This is a genomic window from Limnohabitans sp. TS-CS-82 (assembly GCF_002943475.1).
Genome location: NZ_PTQX01000006.1, coordinates 195,910 through 218,879, shown reverse-complemented (window position 1 = coordinate 218,879; position 22,970 = coordinate 195,910). Strand labels below are relative to the sequence as shown.

The following is a 22,970-nucleotide window of genomic DNA, read 5'->3' as shown; positions in this document are numbered from 1 at the left end:
GCTGCCCTCTTACCCGTGGTTAGACACAAGGAAAAAAATGTCCGAATCTTTTGCCGCCCTATTTGAAGAATCCCTGAAGCGCTCCGAAATGCGCACAGGCGAAGTGATCACTGCTGAAGTGATCCGCATCGAACACAACCACGTCGTTGTGAACGCTGGCCTCAAGTCTGAAGCCTACGTGCCAATCGAAGAATTCAAGAATGACAAGGGCGAACTCGAAGTCCAAGCTGGCGACTTCGTGTCGGTCGCGATCGGTAGCGTTGAAAACGGCTACGGCGACACCATCCTGAGCCGCGACACTGCCAAGCGTTTGGCATCGTGGATGAGCTTGGAAAAAGCTCTGGAATCTGGCGAGTTTGTCACTGGCACAACCAGCGGCAAAGTCAAGGGTGGCTTGACCGTGTTGGTCAACGGCATCCGCGCGTTCTTGCCTGGTTCATTGATCGACACACGTCCGATCAAAGACTTGTCTCCTTACGAGAACAAGACCATGGAATTCAAGGTCATCAAGCTCGACCGCAAGCGCAACAACGTCGTGCTGTCACGCCGCGCTGTGGTGGAAGCTTCGATGGGCGAAGAGCGCGCCAAGTTGATGGAGACTTTGAAAGAAGGCTCTATCGTTCACGGTGTGGTCAAGAACATCACCGAATACGGTGCCTTCGTGGACTTGGGTGGTATCGACGGCCTGTTGCACATCACTGACATGGCATGGCGCCGCGTCCGTCACCCTTCTGAAGTGGTCACGGCTGGTCAAGAAATCACTGCCAAGATCCTCAAGTTCGACACCGAGAAAAACCGCGTGTCCTTGGGCCTCAAGCAAATGGGCGACGATCCTTGGATGGGCGTCAACCGCCGCTACCCACAAAGCACCCGCTTGTTCGGCAAGATCACCAACATCGCCGATTACGGCGCGTTTGTGGAACTCGAACCCGGCATCGAAGGCTTGGTGCACGTCTCTGAAATGGACTGGACCAACAAGAACGTGGCGCCTTCCAAGATCGTGTCCTTGGGCGACGAAGTCGAAGTCATGGTCCTCGAGATCGACGAAGACAAGCGCCGCATCAGCCTCGGCATGAAGCAATGCAAAGCCAACCCATGGCAAGACTTCGCTCAAAACACCAAGCGCGGCGACCGCGTGAAGGGCCCAATCAAGTCCATCACCGACTTCGGCGTGTTCGTGGGCTTGGCTGCCGGCATCGACGGTTTGGTTCACTTGTCTGACTTGTCTTGGAACGAAACCGGCGAAAACGCCGTGCGCGAATACAAGAAGGGTCAAGAAGTTGAGGCTTTGGTCTTGGCTGTGGACGTCGACCGCGAGCGCATCAGCTTGGGCATCAAACAGCTCGACTCTGACCCATTCACCACCTTCACGTCGATCAACGACAAAGGCCAAATCGTGACCGGCAAGGTCAAGACTGTGGATGCCAAGGGCGCTGAAATCGACCTCGGCGAAGACATCATCGGCTACTTGCGCGTCAGCGAAATCTCGCGTGACCGCGTGGAAGATGCTAGCCAAGTGTTGAAAGTCGGCGACGAAGTGACGGCTGTCGTGGTGAACGTGGATCGCAAGACCCGCAACATCCAGTTGTCGATCAAAGCCAAAGACCAAGCGGACCAACAAGAAGCCATGGCTTCCTTGTCGCAACAGTCGTCGCGTGAAAACGCTGGCACGACCAGCTTGGGCGCTTTGTTGCGCGCTAAGCTCGACAACAACAACTGATGACGCGTTCAGACCTGGTCGAAGAGCTGGCTGCCCGTTTTGGGCAGCTCACGCACCGTGACGCCGAGTTCGCTGTCAAGACCCTTCTTGACGCGATGAGCGACGCACTGGTGCGCGGGCACCGCATTGAGTTGCGGGGCTTTGGCAGTTTTTCGATCAACCGTCGTCCGCCTCGCATGGGACGCAACCCGCGTTCAGGCGAAAGCGTGGCAATTCCTGAGAAACGTGTGCCCCATTTCAAGCCGGGCAAAGCCTTGCGCGAAGCGGTGGATGCACGTACCCAAGAGTTGATGACGGGGTCTGGCCCCAACAGTTGAGTTTGAACCTCCAGTTCATCAAAATGAACCTCCGGTTCAAGAGGCTGCAAGGCTAAAATCTCCTCGTCACAGAGGAGTTACCTTGAAAAACCTCATGTGGCTGCTTCAGTTGTTACTGAAAGCAGCCATTTTTTTTACCCTGTTCGCTTTTGCGCTGAACAACCAGCAGGAAGCCGTGGTCCATTTTTTCTTTGGCACCACTTGGCAAGCCCCCTTGGTGCTGGTGGTGTTAGCCGCCTTTATTTTGGGCGTCGCCATTGGCGTGCTCGGCATGGTGCCGCGCTGGTGGAAACACCGCCGTTTGGCCCAACACGCACACACCCTGAATACCGATGCTTCAGCCAAGTCTGAAGCTGCCACTCCGACCTCTGCAGACACCCCTCATGGAATTTGACCTCAGCTGGATCTTGCTTGGCCTACCCTTGGCCTTTGGCTTGGGTTGGCTCGCCTCGCGCATGGACTTGCGCCAGCTGCGCCTAGAAAACCGCCAAACACCCAAGGCCTATTTCAAAGGCTTGAACTACTTGCTCAACGAACAGCAAGACCAGGCCATTGACGCCTTCATTGAAGCCGTGCAGCACGACCCTGACACGTCGGAACTGCACTTTGCGCTGGGCAATTTGTTTCGCCGCCGTGGCGAGTATGAACGTGCCGTGCGTGTGCACCAGCATTTGCTGTCGCGCGCCGACCTGACACAAACCGACCGTGACCGCGCCCAGTACGCGCTGGCCCAAGACTACTTGAAAGCCGGCTTGCTGGACCGCGCCGAAGACGCACTCACCCAACTGGAAGGCACCGCACACGCCTCGCAAGCGCACTTGGCGCTGTTGGCTATTTACGAACGCTCGCGTGACTGGGCCAAAGCCTCAGCCGTCGCCCAAAAACTCAGCGACAACGGCCAAGGCAGCTTTCATGGCCGTCAAGCCCATTACCTGTGCGAGCAGGCTGCGGCGTTAGACATCACACAAGACAGCGCGCCAGTCATTGCGCTGCTCCAACAAGCCATTCAAATCGCCCCACAAGGCGCCCGTGCGCGCATGGCCTTGGCCAAGACCTACGAAGACATCGGCAAGCCACAAGACGCCTACGCAACGCTGGAAACACTGGCCACACAAGTGCCCTCTGCACTCCCCTTGCTCGCACCCAAATTGGCCGCCTTGGCGCAAAAACTCAACAGCGTGGAAGCAGCCTTGCAATTGCTAGAGACCAGCTACGCCAAAACCCCCTCGTTGGATGTGTTGGGCGCCATCGTCCTTTTGCGTACCGCCAAAGGCGAAACCGACACGAGCAGCTTGTACGCCAAACACCTTGAGCGTGAGCCCTCGTTGGTGGCTGCCACGCAATGGGTGGCCAACGAAAAGTTTGAGCACGAACAATTTCATCCCCAAGTGCAACGTGCCCTAGAGCGCGCTGCCAAGCCCTTGCAGCGCTACCGCTGTGCCGCCTGTGGCTTTGAAGCCACGCAGCACTTTTGGCAATGCCCCGGCTGCCAAGCTTGGGACAGCTACCCCGCACGCCGCGTCGAAGAACTATGAACACCCCACTTCTCTCCGTGCCCCAAGCGCAACTCCAACAAGCCAGCGTGCTGGTGGTGGGCGACGTCATGCTCGACCGTTATTGGTACGGCGCCGTTGACCGCATCAGCCCCGAAGCGCCCGTGCCCGTGGTGCGCATCACCCGCGAAGAAAACCGTTTGGGCGGCTGCGCCAACGTGGCCTACAACGTGGTCAGCTTGGGCGCGCAAGCCTCGTTGCTCTCGGTGGTGGGCGACGACGACGCCAGCCACTTGCTCGAAGATTTGGTGGCCAAAACGGGCATCACGCCACACTTGGGTCGCGATGCGCAACTCAAGACCACCGTCAAACTGCGCGTCATCGGCCGCCAGCAACAGTTGCTGCGCGTGGACTTTGAAAACACCCCCCAAAACGAAGTGCTGGCCTCGCAAACCGACCAATTTCTAAAGCTCTTAGGCAGCCACAACGTGGTGTTGTTCTCCGACTACGGCAAGGGCGGATTGGCACACGTCACCCAAATGATCACCGCCGCCCGTGCCGCAGGCAAAGCCGTGTTGATCGACCCCAAAGGCAGCGACTACTCGCGCTACAGCGGCGCCACCTGCATCACGCCCAACCGCGCCGAGTTAGAACAAGTCATTGGCAAATGGACCAGCGAAGCGGAGTTGAATCACAAAGCCCACGCGCTGCGCGAAACGCTACAACTCGACGCCTTGCTGCTCACCCGCAGCGAAGAAGGCATGACCTTGTTTGACGCCCAAGGCGAGCTGCATGTGTCAGCCCAAGCGCGTGAAGTGTTTGACGTCACCGGCGCGGGCGACACCGTCATCGCCACCCTCGCCACCTTGGTGGCCGCAGGCTTGAGCTTGCGCGACGCCATGCCCTTGGCCAACAAAGCCGGCGGTGTGGTGGTGGGCAAATTTGGCACGGCCACCGTCAGTTATCAGGAGTTATTCGCATGAAGATCGTCGTCACAGGCGCAGCCGGATTCATCGGCAGCAACATCATCAAAGGCTTGAACGCCCGCGGCATCGACAACATCATTGCCGTCGATGATTTGACCGAGGGCGACAAGTTCCGCAACCTCGCCGACTTGAAGATAGCCGACTACCTCGACAAAGACGTGTTCTACGAACTCTTTGCCGAAAACGCGTTTGGCAAAGTCGAGGCCGTGTTCCATGAAGGCGCGTGCAGCGACACCATGGAAAGCGACGGCAAGTACATGATGGACAACAACTACACCCTGTCGTGCGGTTTGTTCAACGCCTGCCAACAAGCGGGCACACGCCTCTTGTACGCCTCCTCTGCCGCCACCTACGGCGGCAGCGACACCTTCCGTGAAACGCCTGAGTTTGAGCAACCGCTCAACGTCTACGGCTACTCCAAGCTGTTGTTTGACCAACGCATGCGCCGCGAGTGTGGCAACAACTTCAAGAAGTTCAAGCGCCAAGTGGTGGGCTTTCGCTACTTCAACGTGTATGGCCCACGCGAGCAACACAAAGGCCGCATGGCCAGCGTGGCGTTTCACCAATTCAACCAATTCAACGCTGAAGGCAAAGTGAAGTTGTTTGGCGAATACGGCGGCTACGCACCCGGCGCGCAACTGCGCGACTTCGTGTTCATCGACGATGTGGTGGCGGTGAACCTGTGGTTCTTGGACAACCCCGACAAGTCAGGCATCTTCAACTTAGGCACGGGCCGCGCGCAACCGTTCAACGATGTGGCCTTGTCGGTCGTCAACGCCATGCGCGCCAGCAAAGGCGAAAGTGCCCTCGACTTAGCCGGTGCGGCACAAGCGGGCTTGATCGAGTACGTGCCTTTCCCCGACGCCTTGCGTGGCAAATACCAGTGCTACACCCAAGCCGACTTGACGAATCTGAGTGCCAGCGGCTGCGACCACGCTTTTGCCGATGTGCAAAGCGGCGTGACGCAATACATGGCCACGCTGGGCAAAGCCTGACCCACCCACGCTTGAACCTCAAGCCTCAGCCCGCAGTCCAACAAAGCGCTAGCTCGTCATGTTCAAGCTGTCACAGCTCCGACGTTGGCTCATCGGCCTGAGTTGCTGGATGATCTGTGCTGCGGCGTCTGCCTTGGAAATCAACCAAGCCAACGAAGCCGAACTTGACAATTTGAAGGGCATGGGCCCAGCGCTCAGCCGTCATGTGCTCAAGGCGCGCGCTGAGGGCGAGTTTCAAAGTTGGGCCGATGTGTTCCAGCGCGTGTCAGGCATGGGCCCAGGCAAGGCCAAACAGTTTTCATCGCAAGGTTTGACGGTCAACGGTCAAGCGTTTCCTGAAGCGCGAGAACCCAAACACCACGGCCAACAGCAGCCCTAAGCTTTGCCAAAACCTTTGTTAAAACCTTAAACCAAACGTCAAGCCGAACAGGTTTGCAGCAACGCAAGCGCGTCTTCTCGCCAATAGTTCGCGGCGTCCACAAACCCTTCCCACACGCAGCCATTGCAACCGCGTCCACAACAGGTGACGGGTGCAGCCGGTGGGCGGCGCAACACCAACTGCTGCGCCTGTAACAGCGCTTCGCCCTCGGCCAACATGGCCAAAGCCGAAGGCCCGTCCACCACAGAGCGCGTCAAACTCCCCCATGCAGGACTGACTCACCTCAACCGCCCCCACGTTGCATGTACAAATCGAAGCGGCGCATGAATCGGTAACGTTGGGCGGCGTCTAGTCCGTCAAAACGAAAGTTGACCTTGAGACACGGAATGCGCACTTGCGCAATCGCACGCGGTGCGGTTTGCTGCCAATCGATATGCAACAGACCCAAAAGCACATCGTCTTCTTGAAGGGTGATCCGCACCGATGAAGCGTCGCGCTGCCAAGCGTGCGTGCCAATGGCCGCAGGCAACCAGCCCAACCATTCGGCTTCGGTGCATCCCATCTCGCGGGAAAAAACAGCGTCGTAAGCAGACTGCATCGTGGCGTGACAAAGCGTTGAAGGAAAAGGCGCTTAGCGCTTAGCGCTTAGCCCCCAGCGACCGGTGGCCAAACAGCCAGCACGTCACCATCGTTCAAAACCTTGCTGGCCCGGTCTTCTGGCGGCACAAAAGTGCCGTTGACGAGCACCAAATGCACCAACTTTTCGGGCATGCCAAAGGGTTCGATGATTTGCGCAATCGTCATCCCGTCATCCACCTCCATGTTCAACACGTTGCTGCGGCGTGCGGCAGGTGGCAGGTAATCGGTCAGGGTGGCGAAGAGTTTGAAAGTGATGTCCATGGGGCCTAGGTTAGCGCATTGGCGCGTGAGCTCACGTCCAAGTTATCGTCGACGTGTATCCGCCGCGCCCGTCCAAGCACCTTGCCCTTGCGCGCACGCGAGGTAAGCCGCCATGAGTTGGGTGGGGTCTTGTTTGAGCTTGTCTTTCCACGCGCCCAAATGCACTTGGCCTTCCACCAAACCGCGCATCACGCCCACATGCTCGGTCCAGCCCACGCTGTTGCAGCCCACCATCACGTCGTCTTTGAACTGCAAGCTCAAGTGACGACCCTCGGCGGTGAGTGAGGCTTGTTCGCCACCCGGCACACCTTGCCAATTGCCAAAGCTGGTCGAAATCAAGCCCAAGGTATCGAGCACGTTAATTTGTGTCACGCCTTTCAGGCTGGCTTGTTGCCCCACCATGTTGAGCGCGGCCACGCGGGCTTGCTCGGCCGCGTTGGGTTGAATGGCGCTCACGATGGTGGTGCCACTGACCTTGTCAAACGCTTCGGCGCAATCGCCTGCGGCGTAAACACCATCTGCATTGGTTTGCATGTGCTCGTCAGTCAACACACCTTGCAAGCAAGTGATGCCCGATGTCTTGAGGAAATCGATGCAAGGCTTCACACCGGTGGCACTGATCACCAAATCAGCCGGGATTTTGTCGCCTGTGGACAAACGCACGGTCAAGGCGGCATCGGTCGGCGCGTCATGCAGCCCCACCGCTTGTGCCAATTTAGACAACAAGCCTGGGTTCTCGCTGCCGTTGGGCACGATGGCCTCCACCTTGGCCCCCGTGAACACCTGCACGCCTTTGGTTTCACACCACGACCGAATCATGCCGCCCGCCACAGGGCCCATCATGCGAGGCACCATGCGGTCGCCCATTTCGACCACGGTCAACGTCACCCCACGCGAGGCCAAGGCCTCCATGATGATGCAACCAATGAAGCCCGCCCCCATTTGCACCACACGGGCACCGGGTTGGGCCAAAGCCATGATAGCGCGGGCGTCTTCCAAGGTCCAGCAGGGATGCACTTGCGGACTGTCCATGCCAGGGATTGGGGGACGCACAGGACGCGAACCCGTGGCGATCAACAACTTGTCGTACGCCAGCACTTGGTCGTTGCTGAGCTGAATGGTTTTGGTTTTCGCGTCGACCGACAGCGCGCGCGCTTGCACTTGCGTCACACCCAAGCTGGCGTAATGGTCCGCGCCTTTGCGCAGGTAAGTGCCACGCTCGTCGATGTTGCCAATCAACAAGTAAGGAATGGCCATCCGCGAATACGGCGGCTCGGCCTCATCACCCACAAGGGTGATGCGGTCGTTGGGCGCGTGTTTGCGGATGGTTTCGGCAGCGATCACGCCAGCAGGCCCGGCGCCAAGAATGACGTGATGTGTCATGGTTCTGAGCCTCAGAGACCCAAACGGGCTTTGGTTTCAGCCGTGGGGCGGCCTTCGCTGTCCCAACCACGCACGTTGTAGTACTTGGGCAACATGGTCGGCAACATGCTGACTTTGCCTTTGGCGGGGCCCGTTTTCGCAGCCTCGGTCAGCAAGCGTTTGGGCAAGCTGTCGTCTTTGGCGGTGAAGCCTGCGGCGTTGTTGAACTCGCGTTCCATGTTCCAAATGCGCTCGCCAATTTTTTCGAGCTCTTCGGTGGTGTAGTCCTCGTTGCACGCAGCTTGCATTTGCGGCGCCAAATCGGCCAGGCCCCAAGCAAAGGTCGTGAAAATGCACAGGCCCGACGAGTCAAACGCAGCCGTGGCGTCTTGGAACGCCTTGACCAACTCAGGTTTGCCTTCGTGCTCCAGCGGATCGGTCTTGACAGGAATGCCCAACACTTCCGACGCGATGGTGTAGCCACGCAAATGGCAAGCACCACGGTTGGACGTGGCATAGGCCAAGCCAATGCCTTGAATCGCACGGCCGTCGTACGCAGGGAACTCTTGGCCCTTCACGCTCATGCTCAAGTCTGGGTGGCCATACTTGGCGGTCAAGCGCTTAGAGCCTTGGCCGATTTCGACACCAAAACCGCGGCCATTCACCGTCTCTTCGGCAAAGAAAGCCAAGGCTTGCGCCGAGCCAAACTTGGCATCAATGCCCAGTTGCTCTTGGGTCAGCACGCCCATTTCATACAACTCCATCACCGCACCCACGGTGGCGCCGAAGCTGATGGGATCAATGCCTTCTTCGTTGCAGAGCAAGTTGGCGTATTGCAAGGCTTCCAAATCTTTCACACCGTTGGCCGCGCCCAAAGCCCAAGCAGCTTCGTACTCCAAACCGCCCGATGCGCCCCAGTACTGAGGTTTGTTTTGCACCGTGAAGTGGGTTTCGTCCATCTTGCTGATGCGACCGCAGGCGATGGTGCAACCAAAGCACGCTTGGTTGGTCACCAAGTGTTTTTTACCATCGGTCTCGCGTGGTGTGGCCATGGCTTCGGCAGAAATGTCTTTGGCGCCTTCGAACTGCACATCACGGTGATTGCGGGTGGGCAAAGCGCCCACTTCGTTGATCACGTTCATCAGCACTTGCGTGCCGTAAGCGGGCAAGCCTTGGCCGGTCACCGCGTTGTCGGCCAAGATCTTTTTCTTCTCAGCCGTGACCTTCATGAAGGCTTTGGGATCGCGCACATTGCCCACGCCCAAGGTGCCGCGCACGGCCACAGCTTTGAGGTTTTTGCTGCCCATCACAGCGCCCACGCCCGAGCGGCCTGCCGCACGGTGCAAGTCGTTCACGATGGCGGCGTACAACACATGGTTCTCACCGGCTTTACCGATGGACGACACGCGAGTCAGCGGGTCTTGCAAGGTTTTCTTCAACTCGTGCTCGGTTTCCCACACGCTCTTGCCCCACAGGCCGGTGGCGTCGCGCAACTCCACGTGGTCGTCGTTGATGTACAGATAGACCGGCGTGGGCGACTTGCCTTCGCAAATCACCATGTCCCAGCCTGCCATCTTGAGTTCGGCACCAAAGTAGCCCCCAGAGTTCGAGCACGCAATCGCGCCCGTCAGCGGACCTTTGGTGATGACGGTGTAGCGACCACCCGTCGACGCCATCGTGCCCGTCAGAGGACCGGTGGCCCAAATGATTTTGTTGTCAGGCGACAGCGGGTCGACCTTTGGATCGATTTCGCTGATGAGGTACTTCGAACCCAAACCGCGCGAGCCGACGTAGTCGCGGGCCCATTGCATGTTGAGGGGTTCGGTTTTGACGGTGCCTGTGGTCAGGTTGATGCGGAGGATTTTTCCAGCCCAAGTCATGATGTGTGCTCCTAATTCGGATTTAAGTGGCGGAAGGCTGGTTGCCGAGTTTGTCGGCCCATTGCTTCATCTTGTCGAGGCCGGTCCAGTTGGCATCCACAAAGGTGATGGCGCCGGTGGGGCAAGCCGATGCGCAGGCAGGGTCGCCGCCGCACAAGTCGCACTTTTGGACCTTGCCTGTCTCTTGCACATAGTTGATGGTGCCGAAGGGGCAAGCGATGGTGCACACCTTGCAACCCACGCAGGTGGTTTCGTTCACCACCATGGCGCCCGTCACTTTGTCTTTGGTGATCGCCTCCACCGGACACGCATGCAAACACCAAGCTTCGTCGCACTGCGTGCAGGTGTAAGGCACTTTTTTGCCGGTCTCATGGAAGTCAAACACTTTGATGCGCGACTTGGCTGTGGCGAATGTGCCGTAGTTCTCAAAAGAACAGGCCATCTCGCATTGCAGACAGCCCGTGCATTTGTCTGGGTTGATGTGCAGGATTTTTTGCATCTGGGTCTCCAGTTGGCTATGAATGTATTTGCATAAGATTTTGAGAAGCTTGTGCAAAAGCCTGCCTAAGGAATAACCCTGAATTTCATAGGGTTGGACTTCAGAATTTCTCAAATTGAGACACCGCGCAGCAACGGTCGTCGAAATGTGGTCAAAATCCGAGCCATGCGCAGCTTGATGCCCCCCTCCGACCGACTCGAACAAATCGACCTTGCGCGTCAATACGTGTTGGACAAGCGACAACAGCTCCCCAGCCCGTGGATTCAAGATTGGATCGAGCGTTCTTGGCAACGCTGCTTGTCTTGGGGACACAGCCCGCAACAAGCCGTCAGCTTTGACACGATCAGCCAGCAACAGCTGCGTCGTCTGCAAGACCAAAACCAACAATTGCTTCACGCCGCCAGCGCAGAGCTAGACAGACTCAGCCGCGCCATTGCAGGCACGCGTTACTTCGCTTTGCTGACCGACGCACAAGGCATCGTCATCGACACACGGGGCGAGATTGACCGCCAAAACAAGCACGCCCATGCGATCGCACGCATCGGCGTCGACCTGTCAGAGCGCAACATCGGCACCTCCGCCATCGGCGCGGCCTTGACCGAGCAACGCGCCATCTGGTTGCACCGCGGCGAGCATTTTTTACAAGACAACCGCGTATTCAGCTGCGCAGGTTCACCCTTGTTCGGCCCTGATGGTCAATGCGTGGGCATGCTTGACCTCACGGGCGTGGATGCGCCCGAGCGGCCTGAGTTACAACATTTGGCAGCGCAATCGGCGCGCTGCATTGAGAACGCTTTGCTGCGCCAACACGCCCCCGCCCTGCTGCTGCATGTGAACTGGACAGGGCTGCTGCAAGGCAATGAGCACGACGGCTTGATTGGCATCGACGCAGATGGCTGGATCGTGGGGGCCAACCGCCATGCGCGCGAAATTTTGCACCTCAACCCAACCACACGCGAACACGCCAGCGATATTTTTGCGCTGCCTTGGGAGTCGCTGCACGACTTGACGCAGCGAGACAACAGCCATGAAGTGCCGTTGTGGTCGGGCTTGCGCGTGCAACTCAAAGCTGCGACCAACCGCGAGCGCCCCACATCGCTCGCAGCCGCGCCTCAAGTGCTGAAAGAGGTCGAGTCCGACCTCATCCGCCGCGTGATGCAACAAGCGCGCGGCAACGTGAGCGAAGCGGCCAAGCGACTGGGCATCAGCCGCGCCACCTTGTACCGAAAAATCTCGCCCCCCAAACGTCCGTCAGATGCGTAGTCCCACCACGCATGCCTGACGCACCCCACACCCGACGCGCTTTTCACCACCAAGCTTTGCGTGGTTTGAGTCTGGCGCTCGTTGCACCACTCGCTCAGGCGGCACCCCAGCGGCTCGTGATTTCTGCAGCGTCAAGCCTGAGTGACGCGATGGTGGAAATTGGCCAAGCCTTCGAACGCGCCGAGCCCAATCGGCGCGTGCTGTTTAACTTCGCGGCCTCCACGGTGCTGCTGAACCAATTGCAGCGCGGCTCGGATGTTGATGTGCTGGCCACTGCAGATACCGACACGCTAGACCGAGCCCAAGCGGAGCGTTTGATTGAGCCGGGCACGCGGGTGAACTTTGCGACCAACGATTTGGTGCTGATCACGCCACGCACGGGCCCAACGCCCACAAGTTTGCAAGATGTGTTGCGCCCAGAATTCAAGCGACTGGGCATTGGCAATCCTGCCACCGTGCCCGCAGGGCGCTACGCCGAGCAGGTGTTGACGCAAGCGGGTTTGACAGAGATGTTGCGCCCACGTTGGGTGCGTGCCGAGAACGTTCGCCAAGTGCTGCAGTCGGTGGCCTTGGGTGAGGTCGATGCGGGCTTTGTTTACAAAACCGATGCGCTGCGCGAGTTGCGCCGCGTCAACAACGTAATGACGCTGACCCAACACGCGCCCATTGTTTACCCCATCGCGCAAGTGCGCAGCAGCAAACAACCCTTTTTAGCGCGTCAGTTCATTGCGTTTTTGCAATCGCCGTTCAGCCAAGCCACGCTCAAACGACAAGGCTTTGACGCGGCCTAAGCGCGCCATTCCAAAACTTATTTGTTGGCGTTCGCAAAGAACAGCTGCTCGCCACCAATTTTGTAGCTGGCGATGTTGGCCTGACCCGCTGGCGAGATCACCCAATCGACAAACTTCTGGGCCAAATCGGCTTTGACATGGGAGTGCTTGGCAGGGTTGACCACCATCACACCGTATTGGTTGAACAAGCGGTTGTCGCCCTCCACCAGCACTTGCAAATCTTGGCGGTTCTTGAAATTGAGCCATGTGCCGCGGTCGGTCAACGCGTAAGCGCCTGTGGACGAAGCAATGTTCAGCGCAGGGCCCATGCCGCAGCCGCACTCTTTGTAGCCTGCACCTTTGTTGTCTAAGCCAGCCAATTTCCAGTAGCGCAATTCAGCGGCATGGGTGCCGCTTTTGTCGCCGCGCGACACGAAGTTGGCTTGCGTGCCCGTCACTTTTTGCAAGGCCGACACGATGTCTTTGCCGCGCACCTTGGCGGGGTCGTTGGCAGGACCGACCAACACAAAGTCGTTGTACATCACGGGGTAGCGCTTCACGCCAAAGCCTTCGGCCACAAATTTTTCTTCGGCGGCTTGGTCATGCACGAACAGCACATCGGCATCGCCACGACGGCCTGTGTCCAAGGCTTGCCCCGTGCCCAAGGCCACCACTTTGATGTCAATGCCCGAGGCCTGTTTGAACGCGGGCAACAGATGGGCAAACAAACCCGACTGCTCCGTCGACGTGGTCGAAGCCATGACGATGCTGGACGTTTGCGCCTGCACAGTGCTGGCCCCCAAACCCAAAACCAAAGCCAGCCCTGCTGCGAACGATAACCAATGTGTGCGATGTGTCATACCAACTCTCCTTTAAGAAACAAATGTGCTTGCGGGTGACTCTCAGCCAACGACTGATGGAAGAAATGGTCCACCGGCAGATCGGCCAACACGCGGCCGACTTCTAAATAAATAACCCGCGTCGCCAAGCGTTTGACTTGGCCCAAGTTATGGCTGCTGAACAGCAAAGTGACGCCCGAAGCGGCCACCCAATCGGCCATCATCTGCTCCACGTCGCGCTTGGCATGCGGGTCCAGACTCGACGTGGGTTCGTCCAACAACACGCAGTCAGGTTGCAAGGCCCAAGCCCGAGCCAGCGCCAAGCGTTGTTGTTGACCGCCCGACAAAGCACGTGCGGGACGTTCGGCCAAGTCTTGCAAATCCACACGATGCAACGCAACCATCGCCTGCGCCTTGGCCGCACGCCAAGGCACGCCCTGCAACCACAATCCCCACATCACAAAGCGCAAGACCGAGGTGCGCAGCATGTGCGGGCGTTGAAACACCATGGCTTGACGCACCGATGGCGCCGCATGCACTTGACCTTGCGATGCGCTCAACAAACCATGCGCCACACGCAAAAGCGTGCTTTTGCCGCACCCATTGGCGCCGACCAAAGCCACGCGCTCACCGGCATGAATGTTCAGGTTCACCGCATGCAATGCCGTGTGGCTGCCGAATTGGACCGACACCTGCTTCAAATCCAGCACCGCACTCATGCCAACACACCTTGTACAGAGCCCGACATTGCACCTTCTGCGCCTTGACGCCAGCGCCGCAAAAACGAAATACACACGTTCAACAGCAGCACCACGGCCATCAACACAAAACCCAAAGCGAGGGCCAAAGGCAAATCACCCTTGCTGGTTTCGAGGGCAATGGCGGTCGTCATGACGCGTGTGAAACCTTCAATGTTGCCGCCCACCACCATCACGGCGCCCACCTCAGAAATCGCACGACCAAACGCCGCAATCAACACGGTCAGCAAGGTGTAACGCTCGTCCCACGCCAGCAACACACTGCGCATCCAAGGTGCTGCACCCAGCGACTGCAATTGCTCGCCGTGGCTGCGCTCAGCGTCTTCCACGCATTGGCGCGTCAAGGCGGTGACCACCGGCAACACCAACATAGCTTGGGCCAAGACCATCGCTTTGAGACTGAACAACCACCCCAGAAAACCCAAAGGCCCAGTGCGCGACAACAGCAAATACACCAACAACCCGACCACCACAGACGGCAACGCCAACAAGGTGTTGAGCACCGTCAACAGCACATCGCGCCCAACGAACCGCGCCACGCCTAACCAAGCGCCCAGCACCATACCCAAACCGCAGGCGATGGCGGTGGCCAACACACTCACCCAAAGGGAGCGGGCGACGATCGACCAAAGCAAAGGGTCGAATTCAATGAGGAGTTGCAACGAAGCCGTAGCGGTATCTGTAAACGTAGACATAAGGACAGGTAGACTTTGCGTCATCCTAGCCAAGCGCCTAAAACCTCACCATATGTAAAGCCGTGCATAGCGTTCGCCTCAACTACACCCTGAATCACCACAGCGACAAAGAAAGCCATCCGTCTGACGCGGCATTGCTACGCCATCCGTTGATGGATTTGCTGCAAGCCGTCGCCCAGCAGGGCTCTATCTCGGCCGCGGCCCGTCAATTGAACTTGTCCTACCGCCACGTTTGGGGTGAACTCAAGCGTTGGGAAAACGTGATGGGCCACGAGTTGATCGTGTGGGAAAAAGGCCAATCAGCACGCCTGACAGAGTTTGGCGACAAACTCATGTGGGCAGAGCGTCAAACCCAAGCGCGCCTGGCCCCACAAATCGAAGCCTTAAGGGCCGACTTAGAACGCACCTTCGCCGTCGCCTTCGACCCCGATGCGCATGTGCTGACGCTCTACGCCAGCCACGACGACGCGCTGCCACGCCTGCGCGAATATGCAGCAGAGCAAGGCCTTCATTTAGACATTCGGTTTTGCGGCAGCGTAGACGCCATTCGGGCACTGAACGAAGGGCGCTGCACCTTGGCTGGGTTTCACACCCAGTCGCCAGCCAGCAAAAACTCACATGCCGCCAAGGCCTACAAGGGATTGCTCAAACCGGGCCTGCACAAAATCATTGGCTTTGCCACGCGGGTGCAAGGCCTGATCGTCGCCCCCGACAACCCCTTGCAGCTCCACAGCCTCAAAGATGTGGCGCAAATGCGCGCCCGTTTTGTGCACCGCAGCCTAGGCACAGGTACGCGGGTGTTGCTCGACGACTTGCTGGACCAAGCCCAACTCAGCCTGAACGATTTGAATGCCCTGCCCGACGATGAGCCCTCACACACCGCCTTGGCCGAAGCCATTGCCTCCGGTCGCTGCGACGTGGGCTTGGGCATCGAGAGCACAGCCCGTGCCCGCGGCTTGGGCTTTGTGCCCTTGCTCCACGAGCACTTTCATTTGGTGTGCCTCAAATCTGCCTTAGACACCCCCGCCACCCAAGCGCTGCGCGACTTGCTGCAAGAGCACGATTGGCGTGATGCACTGAACGCCCTGCCCGGCTATGCCGCGCAGTCGAGTGGCCATGTGCAGTCACTGAGTGCCTTGCTGCCTTGGTGGACGTTCAAAAAAAACAAACAAGCAGACCCTGCTACGCCGTAAGCCCCAGATTCAAGCTCAGCTGAAGTATTTTCACAAGGACGCCATAAACTTCACAGCCTGAAGGAGCGCCAAGCCTTTGAGCTTGGTACCATCGCGGGTTGGCAAAAAACTGGAGGCACACTGTGTCAAAACTTCTTAAATTTGCGTTAGGCGTTGATTGGGTCAGCGAGCGCTTTGGCGCTGTCGCCGCATTTACCGTCATGGCTGCAGCCTTAATTTCAGCGGGTAACGCGTTCATTCGCTACGGATTCGACATCAGCTCTAACGGCTGGCTCGAAATTCAGTGGTACTTATTTGCAGCGACCGTGATGTTAGGTTCGCCCTTGGTACTCAAGCTCAACGAACATGTGCGCGTCGATTTGATCTACGGCAAGCTCAAAGGCAAGATGCCAATTTACGTGGACTTGTTTGGCTTGGTGGTGTTTTTGCTGCCCGTCATGTTGATGCTCTGCTGGTTTAGCTTTCCGCTATTTATCAAAATGTTCGTTACCAATGAAATGTCCAGCAACGCAGGCGGTTTAATCCGCTGGCCTGCCATGCTTTTGTTGCCCTTAGGCTTCATTTGGATGTTCGTACAAGGTCTAAGTGAAATCATCAAGCGCGTGGCTTACTTGCAAGGCAAGTTTGAAATGGACACGCACTACGAAAAGCCCGTGCAATAAGGACACACGATCATGCAAATGGAAAACTTCGCCCCCGTCATGTTCGGGGGGCTCGTCCTCACGATGCTCATTGGCTTCCCCGTCGCGTTCTCGCTGGCGTTCTTAGGTCTTGCTTGTGGCTTCTTCGCCATCAGCATGGACTGGTTCCCCGCGAGCTTCATGGCTAACTTGCCTTTGAACATTTTCGGCATTCTCAGCAACGATTTGTTGTTGGCCATTCCGTTTTTCACCTTCATGGGTGCCATTCTTGAAAAGTGTGGCCTCGCCGAAGACATGCTTGATTCGATGGGCCAATTGTTTGGCCCCGTCAAAGGCGGCTTGGGCTACTCAGTCATCATCGTGGGCTTTATCTTGGGCGCCATCACCGGCACCGTGGCCGGTCAAGTGATCGCCATGGCCTTGATCTCGCTGCCGGTGATGATTCGCTACGGCTACAACATGCGCTACGCCACGGGCGTGCTGGCGGCCTCAGGCACCATCACGCAACTGGTCCCCCCATCGTTGGTATTGGTGGTGATGGCAGACCAACTCGGTCGCTCTGTGGGCGATATGTACAAAGGCGCTTGGGGCCCCTCTTTGCTGCAAGTGGGCATTTTTGCGCTCTACACATTCGGCTTGAGCTTGATCAAACCTGAGCATGTGCCAGGCGTCCCTAAAGAAGCACGCACCTTGAACGGTTGGTCCTTGTGGGCCAAGTGCTTGCGCGGCATCGTACCCTCAGCTTTCTTGATCTTTGCCGTGCTCGGCTCGATGGGCGGCTTGCCGGGCATCAACACCGCCATTGCCACCCCCACCGAAGCCGGTGCCATGGGTTGCGTGGGCGCCTTGGTGTTGGCAGCCATGCACAACCGCTTGGACAAAAACCTCATTTGGGATGCCATGCACAGCACCATGCGCCTGACGGCGATGGTGGTGTTCATCTTGATCGGCTCACGCGTGTTCTCGATGGTGTTCCAAGGTGTGGACGGGGCCAAGTGGGTGGAACACTTGCTGACAGGCTTGCCTGGTGGCGTCGTGGGCTTCTTGATTGTGGTGAACATCTTCATTTTCTTCTTGGCGTTCTTCTTGGACTTCTTTGAAATCGCCTTCATCATCTTGCCTATGCTCGGACCTGTCGCCGAAAAAATGGGCATCGACATGGTGTGGTTCGGCGTGCTGCTGTGCGTGAACATGCAAACCAGCTTCATGCATCCGCCGTTTGGATTCGCACTGTTTTACTTGCGCGGCATTGCCGACACACTGTTCAAAGAAGGCCGCATTGAAAAACCCGTCAAATCCAACGACATTTACATGGGCGCCATTCCGTGGGTGATCATGCAGCTGGTGTTGGTGGTGATCGTGATTTTTGTGCCCGAAACCGTGACCATGTTCTTGGACAAAGAAGAAAAAGTTGACCTCGACAAAGTCGTGATCGAAATGCCTTCCGAACAAGAAGTGCCCGAAATTGAACTCAAACTCGACGGTACCAAACCAACAGACGCAGACAACGCGGCTGACGAGCAAAAGAAAATGGATGACCTCTTCAAGAAGTAACCATTGACTTGCGACACAAGCCCCTCCGGCACATCCGAGAGGGGCTTTTTCTTGGCCAACCCTCCCAGACCATGACCGACTCCAACACCTCGCCCTCCACCGTTTCTTCACCTGCATCTTCGCCCGCGTCGTCACCCAGCATGGGACCCGAACCTTTTCGTTTTATCCCCTCCCCCGAGGTCTTAGAAGGGCCCGCCTTTTCGCGCACGTTTCAGGGCATCACCTTGCTCACGGTGCTGGCCTCTGGGTACTGGCTGCTGAGCTTGTGGCAACAAGGCAAATTCGGTGGCGATACGGGATGGAATGGCCTGCGCAGCGCAGGCTGGTTCGTCATGGGCTGGGCCTTGCTCGCGTGGACCGCTTGGCATGTGCTGCGTAGCCGTGTGCGTATCGATGCACAAGGCCTTCACCAAACTTGGATTTGGGACAAACACCAAAGCTTGGACGAACTGGCCTACGCCAAACTATTGCGCGTGCGCGGGCTTGAATGGCTGATGGCGCCGCGCTTTTACACGCGAACCTTGGCAGGCAAGTTCACGGTGTTTTATATGACCCGCCCCAGCATGCTGGAAAACTGCAGTCGCTTGTCCAAAGAGCTAGAAACCTTTAGACGCATGTGAAACTGCTTGAGCAGCAGACATAAAAAAACCGCGCCCTAGAGCGCGGTTTTTTGTGCATGCTAAAAACTAATTACAGCTTTTGCGCTTGCATGAACGAGTCAAACTTGGCTTCCGTGAAGCGGAACCACAAGTTTTGATCACCACGGAACTTGGCGTAATCGGTGTAGACCTTTTTCCAGTTTTCGTTTTTCGCAGAGATTTCGTTGTAGAACGCCATCGACTCTTTGAAAGCGGCAGCCATCACGTCTTTCGGGAACTCGCGCAACTTGGTGCCTGAACCAACCAACTGCTTCAAAGCAGCAGGATTACGGGCGTCGTACTTAGCTTGCATATCGGTGTGCGCCATAGCTGCAGCCGCTTCCACGATAGCCTTATTCTCTGGCGACAGTGCTGCAAATGCTTTGTCATTGATGAAGAAGTCCAACTGTGGGCCACCTTCCCAGAAACCTGGGTAATAGTAGAAAGGCGCCACTTTGCTGAAGCCCAATTTCAAATCATCGTAAGGGCCAATCCACTCGGCTGAGTCAATCGTGCCTTTTTCCAAAGCAGGGTAAATATCACCGCCAGGAATGTTTTGTGGCACAACGCCCAAACGCTCCATCACCTTGCCGCCAAAGCCACCGATGCGGAATTTCAAACCCTTGAGATCAGCCAACGATTTGATTTCTTTGCGGAACCAGCCGCCCATTTGCGCACCTGTGTTGCCGCCTGGGAAGTTGACGATGTTGTATTTGGCATAGAACTCGCGCATCAGCTTCAAGCCATTGCCTTCGTACATCCAAGCTGTCATTTGACGGCTGTTCAAACCGAAAGGAATGGCACAGCCCAAAGCAAAAGTCTCATCTTTACCGAAGAAATAGTAAGGCGCGGTATGCGCCATTTCAATGGAGCCTTGTTGTACGCCGTCTACCACGCCAAAGGCAGGCATGATTTCGCCAGCCGCGTGCACCGAAATTTCGAACTTACCGCCAGACATCGCCTTGACAGCCTTCGCGAAGGTGTCAGCAGCGCCGTGGATGGTGTCGAGCGACTTAGGAAAGCTCGAAGCCAAACGCCAGCGAATAGCGGCTTGCGCATGCACAGCGGGTGCTGCACCAGCAGCCAAAATACCGGCAATACCTGCATTTTTAATAACGGAACGACGGTCCATAAAAGACTCCAAAAGTTAAAAAATTGTTTATGTAAATGCCACTGGTGACGCCAAAATGACACCCAACGAGGCGAGATTGTATGCAGGCTTTCAAAGTCAATACTTCGGGTTTGCCCGCAAAACGATCAAAGCATCAAAAACTTCAAACCTCTTGAAATTAACTCACTTGAAAGAACAGGTTCGCATTAATTTAAGAAATGCTCGAAGCGTTTGGCGATGGAAGCTTGAATACCGACAGCATCCAAACCCAATTCAGCCAACAATTTCACAGGATCGCCGTGCTCGGTGAACACATCGGGCACACCCAACACCAAAACTGGCTTGGGCAGTTGAAGGTCTTGCAAAGCTTCAAGCACAGCCGAACCGGCGCCGCCCATGATGGCGCCTTCTTCCACCGTCACCAAGGCATCGTGTGTGGCGGCAATTTGCGCCAGCAATTCGGTATCTAAAGGCTTGGCCCAGCGCATGTTGACCACCGTGGCATTCAGCGCTTCGCCAGCCTCCAGCGCGGGATAAAGCAAGGTGCCAAACGCCAAAATGGCAATGCGTTGCCCCGTGCGACGCACCTCACCTTTGCCAAATGGCAAGGCCTGCAGTCCAGGTTGCACAGGCACGCCCACGCCGGCACCACGCGGGTAACGCACGGCCACGCAGTGGTCTTGTTGGTAGGCGGTGGTCAGCAATTGACGGCCCTCGTTTTCATCCGCTGGACAGGCCATGCTGACGTTAGGAATGCAACGCATGAAGGGGATGTCGTACAGACCCGCATGCGTGGCGCCATCGGCCCCCACAATGCCTGCGCGATCGAGCGCCAGCACCATGGGTAACTTTTGCAAAGCGACGTCATGAATCACTTGGTCGTAGGCGCGTTGCAAGAAGGTGGAATAAATCGCCACCACAGGCTTCACGCCCTCACAGGCCAGACCTGCCGCAAACGTCACGGCGTGCTGCTCTGCTATGCCCACGTCGTGGTAGCGCTCAGGAAAACGTTTGTGGAACTCCACCATGCCCGAGCCTTCGCGCATGGCCGGCGTGATGCCGACCAACAGCGGATCGTGCTCGGCCATGTCGCACAGCCACTGGCCAAACACTTGGGTGAAGGTGGTTTTAGCGGGGCTGGTCGCGGGCACCAAACCCACAGCGGGATCAAACTTGCCGGGGCCGTGGTAGGCCACGGGGTCGGCCTCAGCCAGTTTGTAGCCTTGACCTTTTTTGGTGACCACATGCAAAAACTGTGGACCGTCTAAGTGCTTGATGTTCTCAAGCGTGGGAATGAGTGACTCAAGGTCGTGCCCATCAATGGGGCCGATGTAGTTGAAACCAAATTTTTCAAACAACGTGGCCGGCACCACCATGCCCTTGGCATGCTCTTCAAAGCGCTTGGCCAACTCGAACAAAGGTGGCGCGCCTTTGAGTACCTGTTTGCCCACCTCTTTGGCCGCGGCATAAAACTTGCCGCTCATCAACTGCGCCAAATAGCGGTTGAGCGCGCCCACGGGCGGGCTGATCGACATGTCGTTGTCGTTCAAGATGACCAAGAGTTTGGAATGAGTCACGCCGCCGTTGTTCAAAGCCTCAAAGGCCATGCCGGCCGTCATCGCGCCGTCGCCAATCACGGCAATCGCATGGCGGTGTTCGCCTTTTTGTTGCGCTGCCACGGCCATGCCCAAAGCGGCTGAAATACTGGTGGACGAGTGCGCGGTGCCAAAAGCGTCGTACTCACTTTCATCACGGCGCGGGAAGCCACTCAGGCCATGACGTTGGCGCAATGTGCTCATTTGGTCGCGACGACCCGTCAAGATTTTGTGCGGATACGTTTGGTGACCCACGTCCCACACGATGCGGTCGTGCGGGGTGTTGAACACATAGTGCAACGCCACCGTCAACTCGACCGTGCCTAAGTTGGAACTCAAGTGGCCACCGGTTTTGGCCACACTTTGCAAGACATAGGAGCGCAACTCATCGGCCAAGGTGCTGAGTTGATGACGCGGCAAAGCGCGCAAATCGGCGGGCGAATGGATGGTGGGCAACAAAGTGGGCATGGTTCAGGTGTTCCGTTTCACGACGCGTTGTGCCAAAGCGGCCAGCGCGTGTGTGTGTGTCAAGCCGCTGTCTTGCAAGGCATCCAAGGCGTCTTGCAACAAGGCCTCGGCATAAACTTGCGCTTGCGCGAGGCCCAGCAGCGACACATAAGTAGGTTTGTCGTTCGCGGCGTCTTTGCCTGCAGTTTTACCAAGCGTGGCTGAATCAGAGATGACATCCAACACATCGTCGATCACTTGAAACGCCAATCCCAGGGCTTGGCTGTAGCGCTGCAAAGCACTGAGTGCTTGCGTGCTGACGTTGCCGCAAGTCGCACCCATCATCACACTGGCTTCGAGCAATGCGCCCGTCTTCAAGCGATGCATCTGGCGCAATTGATCGTGATTCAAGGCTTGGCCCACACTGGCCAAATCAATCGCTTGGCCACCGGCCATGCCTTGATAACCCGCCGCCACTGCCAGTAAACGGCACAAACGCGCTTGCACATCGCCACGGATGTTGGACGCCTCAGGGGTGAGCACTTCAAACGCCAAGGCTTGCAGCGCATCGCCCGCCAACAAGGCTTGGGCCTCGCCAAACTGCACATGCACCGTGGGTTTACCGCGACGCAACACGTCGTTGTCCATGCAAGGCATGTCGTCGTGTACCAACGAATACGCATGGATCAGCTCAACAGCACAGCCCGCGCGCAAGGCGGCTTCGTCCATGTCGGCACTGGGCTCGCTTTGCGCCACGGCTTCACGCGCCGCCAAGGCCAACAAGGGGCGCAAACGCTTGCCACCATCCAACGCGGCATAGCGCATGGCTTCGCCCAAATTGGCTGGCGCTTGAGGGTTGATCCAATTGGAGAGCGCTTGCTCGACTTGATCGAGACGCTTTTGACTCCAAAACTCCAAATCAAAAGAACTCATAG

The 22,970-nt window shown here is 57.3% G+C and carries 25 protein-coding genes; 13 read left to right on the top strand and 12 right to left on the bottom strand.

Annotation, left to right across the window (positions count from 1 at the left end):
* The first annotated feature begins 37 nt into the window (after nt 1-37).
* The 7 genes from rpsA to C5F52_RS14110 all read left to right on the top strand — a co-directional run bounded on the left by rpsA (nt 38) and on the right by C5F52_RS14110 (nt 5,890).
* Nucleotides 38-1,720 carry a 30S ribosomal protein S1 gene (gene rpsA / locus C5F52_RS14140; RefSeq protein WP_100132589.1) on the top strand — a complete coding sequence of 561 codons (1,683 nt, stop codon included), beginning with the start codon at nt 38-40 and terminating at the stop codon, nt 1,718-1,720.
* Nucleotides 1,720-2,037, top strand: coding sequence for an integration host factor subunit beta (locus tag C5F52_RS14135; RefSeq protein WP_104798989.1), 318 nt, complete (start codon nt 1,720-1,722; stop codon nt 2,035-2,037). Before rpsA ends, C5F52_RS14135 begins: the two co-directional genes overlap by 1 nt.
* An 82-nt stretch (nt 2,038-2,119) precedes the next feature.
* A complete protein-coding gene (locus C5F52_RS14130; protein ID WP_104798988.1) occupies nt 2,120-2,431 on the top strand; it encodes a lipopolysaccharide assembly LapA domain-containing protein in 312 nt (103 codons plus the stop codon).
* A complete protein-coding gene (gene lapB / locus C5F52_RS14125) occupies nt 2,421-3,572 on the top strand; it encodes a lipopolysaccharide assembly protein LapB (protein ID WP_104798987.1) in 1,152 nt (383 codons plus the stop codon). Before C5F52_RS14130 ends, lapB begins: the two co-directional genes overlap by 11 nt.
* The gene (gene rfaE1 / locus C5F52_RS14120; protein WP_104798986.1) at nt 3,569-4,513 is read left to right on the top strand and encodes a D-glycero-beta-D-manno-heptose-7-phosphate kinase; all 945 of its coding nucleotides are present in this window, start codon (nt 3,569-3,571) and stop codon (nt 4,511-4,513) included. Before lapB ends, rfaE1 begins: the two co-directional genes overlap by 4 nt.
* Nucleotides 4,510-5,511, top strand: coding sequence for an ADP-glyceromanno-heptose 6-epimerase (gene rfaD / locus C5F52_RS14115; protein WP_104798985.1), 1,002 nt, complete (start codon nt 4,510-4,512; stop codon nt 5,509-5,511). The genes rfaE1 and rfaD overlap by 4 nt, the downstream gene beginning before the upstream one ends.
* 58 nt (nt 5,512-5,569) lie before the next feature.
* Nucleotides 5,570-5,890, top strand: coding sequence for a helix-hairpin-helix domain-containing protein (locus C5F52_RS14110; protein WP_236657871.1), 321 nt, complete (start codon nt 5,570-5,572; stop codon nt 5,888-5,890).
* 38 nt (nt 5,891-5,928) lie between these two features.
* Here C5F52_RS14110 and C5F52_RS14105 read toward each other — a convergent pair whose 3' ends face one another.
* Genes C5F52_RS14105 through C5F52_RS14080 form a run of 6 tightly spaced genes read right to left on the bottom strand, consistent with a single transcriptional unit; the run spans nt 5,929 to nt 10,531 of the window.
* Nucleotides 5,929-6,147, bottom strand: coding sequence for an oxidoreductase-like domain-containing protein (locus C5F52_RS14105; protein ID WP_369952058.1), 219 nt, complete (start codon nt 6,145-6,147; stop codon nt 5,929-5,931).
* Between the two features lie 26 nt (nt 6,148-6,173).
* Nucleotides 6,174-6,488, bottom strand: a complete 315-nt coding sequence (locus C5F52_RS14100) for a hypothetical protein (protein WP_104798984.1) — start codon at nt 6,486-6,488, stop codon at nt 6,174-6,176.
* 47 nt (nt 6,489-6,535) lie between these two features.
* On the bottom strand, nt 6,536-6,790 hold the full coding sequence (locus tag C5F52_RS14095) for a MoaD/ThiS family protein (RefSeq protein WP_104798983.1): 255 nt from the start codon (nt 6,788-6,790) through the stop codon (nt 6,536-6,538).
* Nucleotides 6,791-6,832: 42 nt separating this feature from the next.
* A complete protein-coding gene (locus C5F52_RS14090; protein ID WP_104798982.1) occupies nt 6,833-8,173 on the bottom strand; it encodes an NAD(P)/FAD-dependent oxidoreductase in 1,341 nt (446 codons plus the stop codon).
* 11 nt (nt 8,174-8,184) lie between these two features.
* Nucleotides 8,185-10,032: an aldehyde ferredoxin oxidoreductase family protein gene (locus C5F52_RS14085; RefSeq protein ID WP_104798981.1), complete on the bottom strand. Its 1,848-nt coding sequence runs from the start codon at nt 10,030-10,032 to the stop codon at nt 8,185-8,187.
* A 22-nt stretch (nt 10,033-10,054) separates the two neighbouring features.
* Nucleotides 10,055-10,531, bottom strand: coding sequence for a 4Fe-4S dicluster domain-containing protein (locus C5F52_RS14080; protein WP_104798980.1), 477 nt, complete (start codon nt 10,529-10,531; stop codon nt 10,055-10,057).
* Between the two features lie 165 nt (nt 10,532-10,696).
* On the opposite strand from C5F52_RS14080, the gene C5F52_RS30385 reads away from it, so the two are divergent.
* Together C5F52_RS30385 and modA are read left to right on the top strand one after the other, a co-directional pair.
* On the top strand, nt 10,697-11,794 hold the full coding sequence (locus C5F52_RS30385; protein WP_104799082.1) for a helix-turn-helix domain-containing protein: 1,098 nt from the start codon (nt 10,697-10,699) through the stop codon (nt 11,792-11,794).
* 11 nt (nt 11,795-11,805) lie between these two features.
* Nucleotides 11,806-12,585, top strand: a complete 780-nt coding sequence (modA, locus tag C5F52_RS14070) for a molybdate ABC transporter substrate-binding protein (protein ID WP_104798979.1) — start codon at nt 11,806-11,808, stop codon at nt 12,583-12,585.
* 17 nt (nt 12,586-12,602) lie between these two features.
* Here modA and C5F52_RS14065 read toward each other — a convergent pair whose 3' ends face one another.
* The 3 genes from C5F52_RS14065 to C5F52_RS14055 are packed head-to-tail and all read right to left on the bottom strand — an operon-like array spanning nt 12,603 to nt 14,856.
* Entirely contained in the window at nt 12,603-13,424 is an 822-nt protein-coding gene (locus C5F52_RS14065) for a substrate-binding domain-containing protein (RefSeq protein ID WP_104798978.1), read from the bottom strand.
* On the bottom strand, nt 13,421-14,122 hold the full coding sequence (locus C5F52_RS14060; protein ID WP_104798977.1) for an ATP-binding cassette domain-containing protein: 702 nt from the start codon (nt 14,120-14,122) through the stop codon (nt 13,421-13,423). The genes C5F52_RS14065 and C5F52_RS14060 overlap by 4 nt, the downstream gene beginning before the upstream one ends.
* A complete protein-coding gene (locus tag C5F52_RS14055) occupies nt 14,119-14,856 on the bottom strand; it encodes an ABC transporter permease (RefSeq protein WP_104798976.1) in 738 nt (245 codons plus the stop codon). The genes C5F52_RS14060 and C5F52_RS14055 overlap by 4 nt, the downstream gene beginning before the upstream one ends.
* Nucleotides 14,857-14,918: 62 nt before the next feature.
* On the opposite strand from C5F52_RS14055, the gene C5F52_RS14050 reads away from it, so the two are divergent.
* The 4 genes from C5F52_RS14050 to C5F52_RS14035 all read left to right on the top strand — a co-directional run bounded on the left by C5F52_RS14050 (nt 14,919) and on the right by C5F52_RS14035 (nt 18,864).
* Nucleotides 14,919-16,049, top strand: a complete 1,131-nt coding sequence (locus tag C5F52_RS14050) for a substrate-binding domain-containing protein (RefSeq protein ID WP_369952056.1) — start codon at nt 14,919-14,921, stop codon at nt 16,047-16,049.
* Nucleotides 16,050-16,171: 122 nt separating this feature from the next.
* Nucleotides 16,172-16,711, top strand: coding sequence for a TRAP transporter small permease subunit (locus C5F52_RS14045; RefSeq protein WP_104798974.1), 540 nt, complete (start codon nt 16,172-16,174; stop codon nt 16,709-16,711).
* A gap of 12 nt (nt 16,712-16,723) precedes the next feature.
* Nucleotides 16,724-18,244, top strand: coding sequence for a TRAP transporter large permease subunit (locus tag C5F52_RS14040; RefSeq protein ID WP_104798973.1), 1,521 nt, complete (start codon nt 16,724-16,726; stop codon nt 18,242-18,244).
* Nucleotides 18,245-18,315: 71 nt separating this feature from the next.
* Nucleotides 18,316-18,864, top strand: a complete 549-nt coding sequence (locus tag C5F52_RS14035) for a hypothetical protein (RefSeq protein ID WP_236657870.1) — start codon at nt 18,316-18,318, stop codon at nt 18,862-18,864.
* Between the two features lie 70 nt (nt 18,865-18,934).
* On the opposite strand, the gene C5F52_RS14030 is transcribed toward C5F52_RS14035, so the two are convergent.
* The 3 genes from C5F52_RS14030 to C5F52_RS14020 all read right to left on the bottom strand — a co-directional run bounded on the left by C5F52_RS14030 (nt 18,935) and on the right by C5F52_RS14020 (nt 22,968).
* A complete protein-coding gene (locus C5F52_RS14030; RefSeq protein WP_104798972.1) occupies nt 18,935-20,014 on the bottom strand; it encodes a TRAP transporter substrate-binding protein in 1,080 nt (359 codons plus the stop codon).
* Between the two features lie 185 nt (nt 20,015-20,199).
* Entirely contained in the window at nt 20,200-22,056 is a 1,857-nt protein-coding gene (gene dxs / locus C5F52_RS14025; RefSeq protein WP_104798971.1) for a 1-deoxy-D-xylulose-5-phosphate synthase, read from the bottom strand.
* Between the two features lie 3 nt (nt 22,057-22,059).
* Nucleotides 22,060-22,968: a polyprenyl synthetase family protein gene (locus C5F52_RS14020; protein ID WP_369952055.1), complete on the bottom strand. Its 909-nt coding sequence runs from the start codon at nt 22,966-22,968 to the stop codon at nt 22,060-22,062.
* Nucleotides 22,969-22,970: the final 2 nt, after the last annotated feature.

What these genes read in the sequence shown, in the direction of transcription:
- rpsA (WP_100132589.1), top strand. Translation starts at nt 38, where the DNA reads ATGTCCGAATCTTTTGCCGCCCTATTTGAAGAATCCCTGAAGCGCTCC.
- C5F52_RS14135 (WP_104798989.1), top strand. Translation starts at nt 1,720, where the DNA reads ATGACGCGTTCAGACCTGGTCGAAGAGCTGGCTGCCCGTTTTGGGCAG.
- lapB (WP_104798987.1), top strand. Translation starts at nt 2,421, where the DNA reads ATGGAATTTGACCTCAGCTGGATCTTGCTTGGCCTACCCTTGGCCTTT.
- rfaE1 (WP_104798986.1), top strand. Translation starts at nt 3,569, where the DNA reads ATGAACACCCCACTTCTCTCCGTGCCCCAAGCGCAACTCCAACAAGCC.
- rfaD (WP_104798985.1), top strand. Translation starts at nt 4,510, where the DNA reads ATGAAGATCGTCGTCACAGGCGCAGCCGGATTCATCGGCAGCAACATC.
- C5F52_RS14110 (WP_236657871.1), top strand. Translation starts at nt 5,570, where the DNA reads ATGTTCAAGCTGTCACAGCTCCGACGTTGGCTCATCGGCCTGAGTTGC.
- C5F52_RS14100 (WP_104798984.1), bottom strand. Translation starts at nt 6,488, where the DNA reads ATGCAGTCTGCTTACGACGCTGTTTTTTCCCGCGAGATGGGATGCACC.
- C5F52_RS14095 (WP_104798983.1), bottom strand. Translation starts at nt 6,790, where the DNA reads ATGGACATCACTTTCAAACTCTTCGCCACCCTGACCGATTACCTGCCA.
- C5F52_RS14090 (WP_104798982.1), bottom strand. Translation starts at nt 8,173, where the DNA reads ATGACACATCACGTCATTCTTGGCGCCGGGCCTGCTGGCGTGATCGCT.
- C5F52_RS14085 (WP_104798981.1), bottom strand. Translation starts at nt 10,032, where the DNA reads ATGACTTGGGCTGGAAAAATCCTCCGCATCAACCTGACCACAGGCACC.
- C5F52_RS14080 (WP_104798980.1), bottom strand. Translation starts at nt 10,531, where the DNA reads ATGCAAAAAATCCTGCACATCAACCCAGACAAATGCACGGGCTGTCTG.
- C5F52_RS30385 (WP_104799082.1), top strand. Translation starts at nt 10,697, where the DNA reads ATGCGCAGCTTGATGCCCCCCTCCGACCGACTCGAACAAATCGACCTT.
- modA (WP_104798979.1), top strand. Translation starts at nt 11,806, where the DNA reads ATGCCTGACGCACCCCACACCCGACGCGCTTTTCACCACCAAGCTTTG.
- C5F52_RS14065 (WP_104798978.1), bottom strand. Translation starts at nt 13,424, where the DNA reads ATGACACATCGCACACATTGGTTATCGTTCGCAGCAGGGCTGGCTTTG.
- C5F52_RS14060 (WP_104798977.1), bottom strand. Translation starts at nt 14,122, where the DNA reads ATGAGTGCGGTGCTGGATTTGAAGCAGGTGTCGGTCCAATTCGGCAGC.
- C5F52_RS14055 (WP_104798976.1), bottom strand. Translation starts at nt 14,856, where the DNA reads ATGTCTACGTTTACAGATACCGCTACGGCTTCGTTGCAACTCCTCATT.
- C5F52_RS14040 (WP_104798973.1), top strand. Translation starts at nt 16,724, where the DNA reads ATGCAAATGGAAAACTTCGCCCCCGTCATGTTCGGGGGGCTCGTCCTC.
- C5F52_RS14035 (WP_236657870.1), top strand. Translation starts at nt 18,316, where the DNA reads ATGACCGACTCCAACACCTCGCCCTCCACCGTTTCTTCACCTGCATCT.
- C5F52_RS14030 (WP_104798972.1), bottom strand. Translation starts at nt 20,014, where the DNA reads ATGGACCGTCGTTCCGTTATTAAAAATGCAGGTATTGCCGGTATTTTG.
- dxs (WP_104798971.1), bottom strand. Translation starts at nt 22,056, where the DNA reads ATGCCCACTTTGTTGCCCACCATCCATTCGCCCGCCGATTTGCGCGCT.
- C5F52_RS14020 (WP_369952055.1), bottom strand. Translation starts at nt 22,968, where the DNA reads ATGAGTTCTTTTGATTTGGAGTTTTGGAGTCAAAAGCGTCTCGATCAA.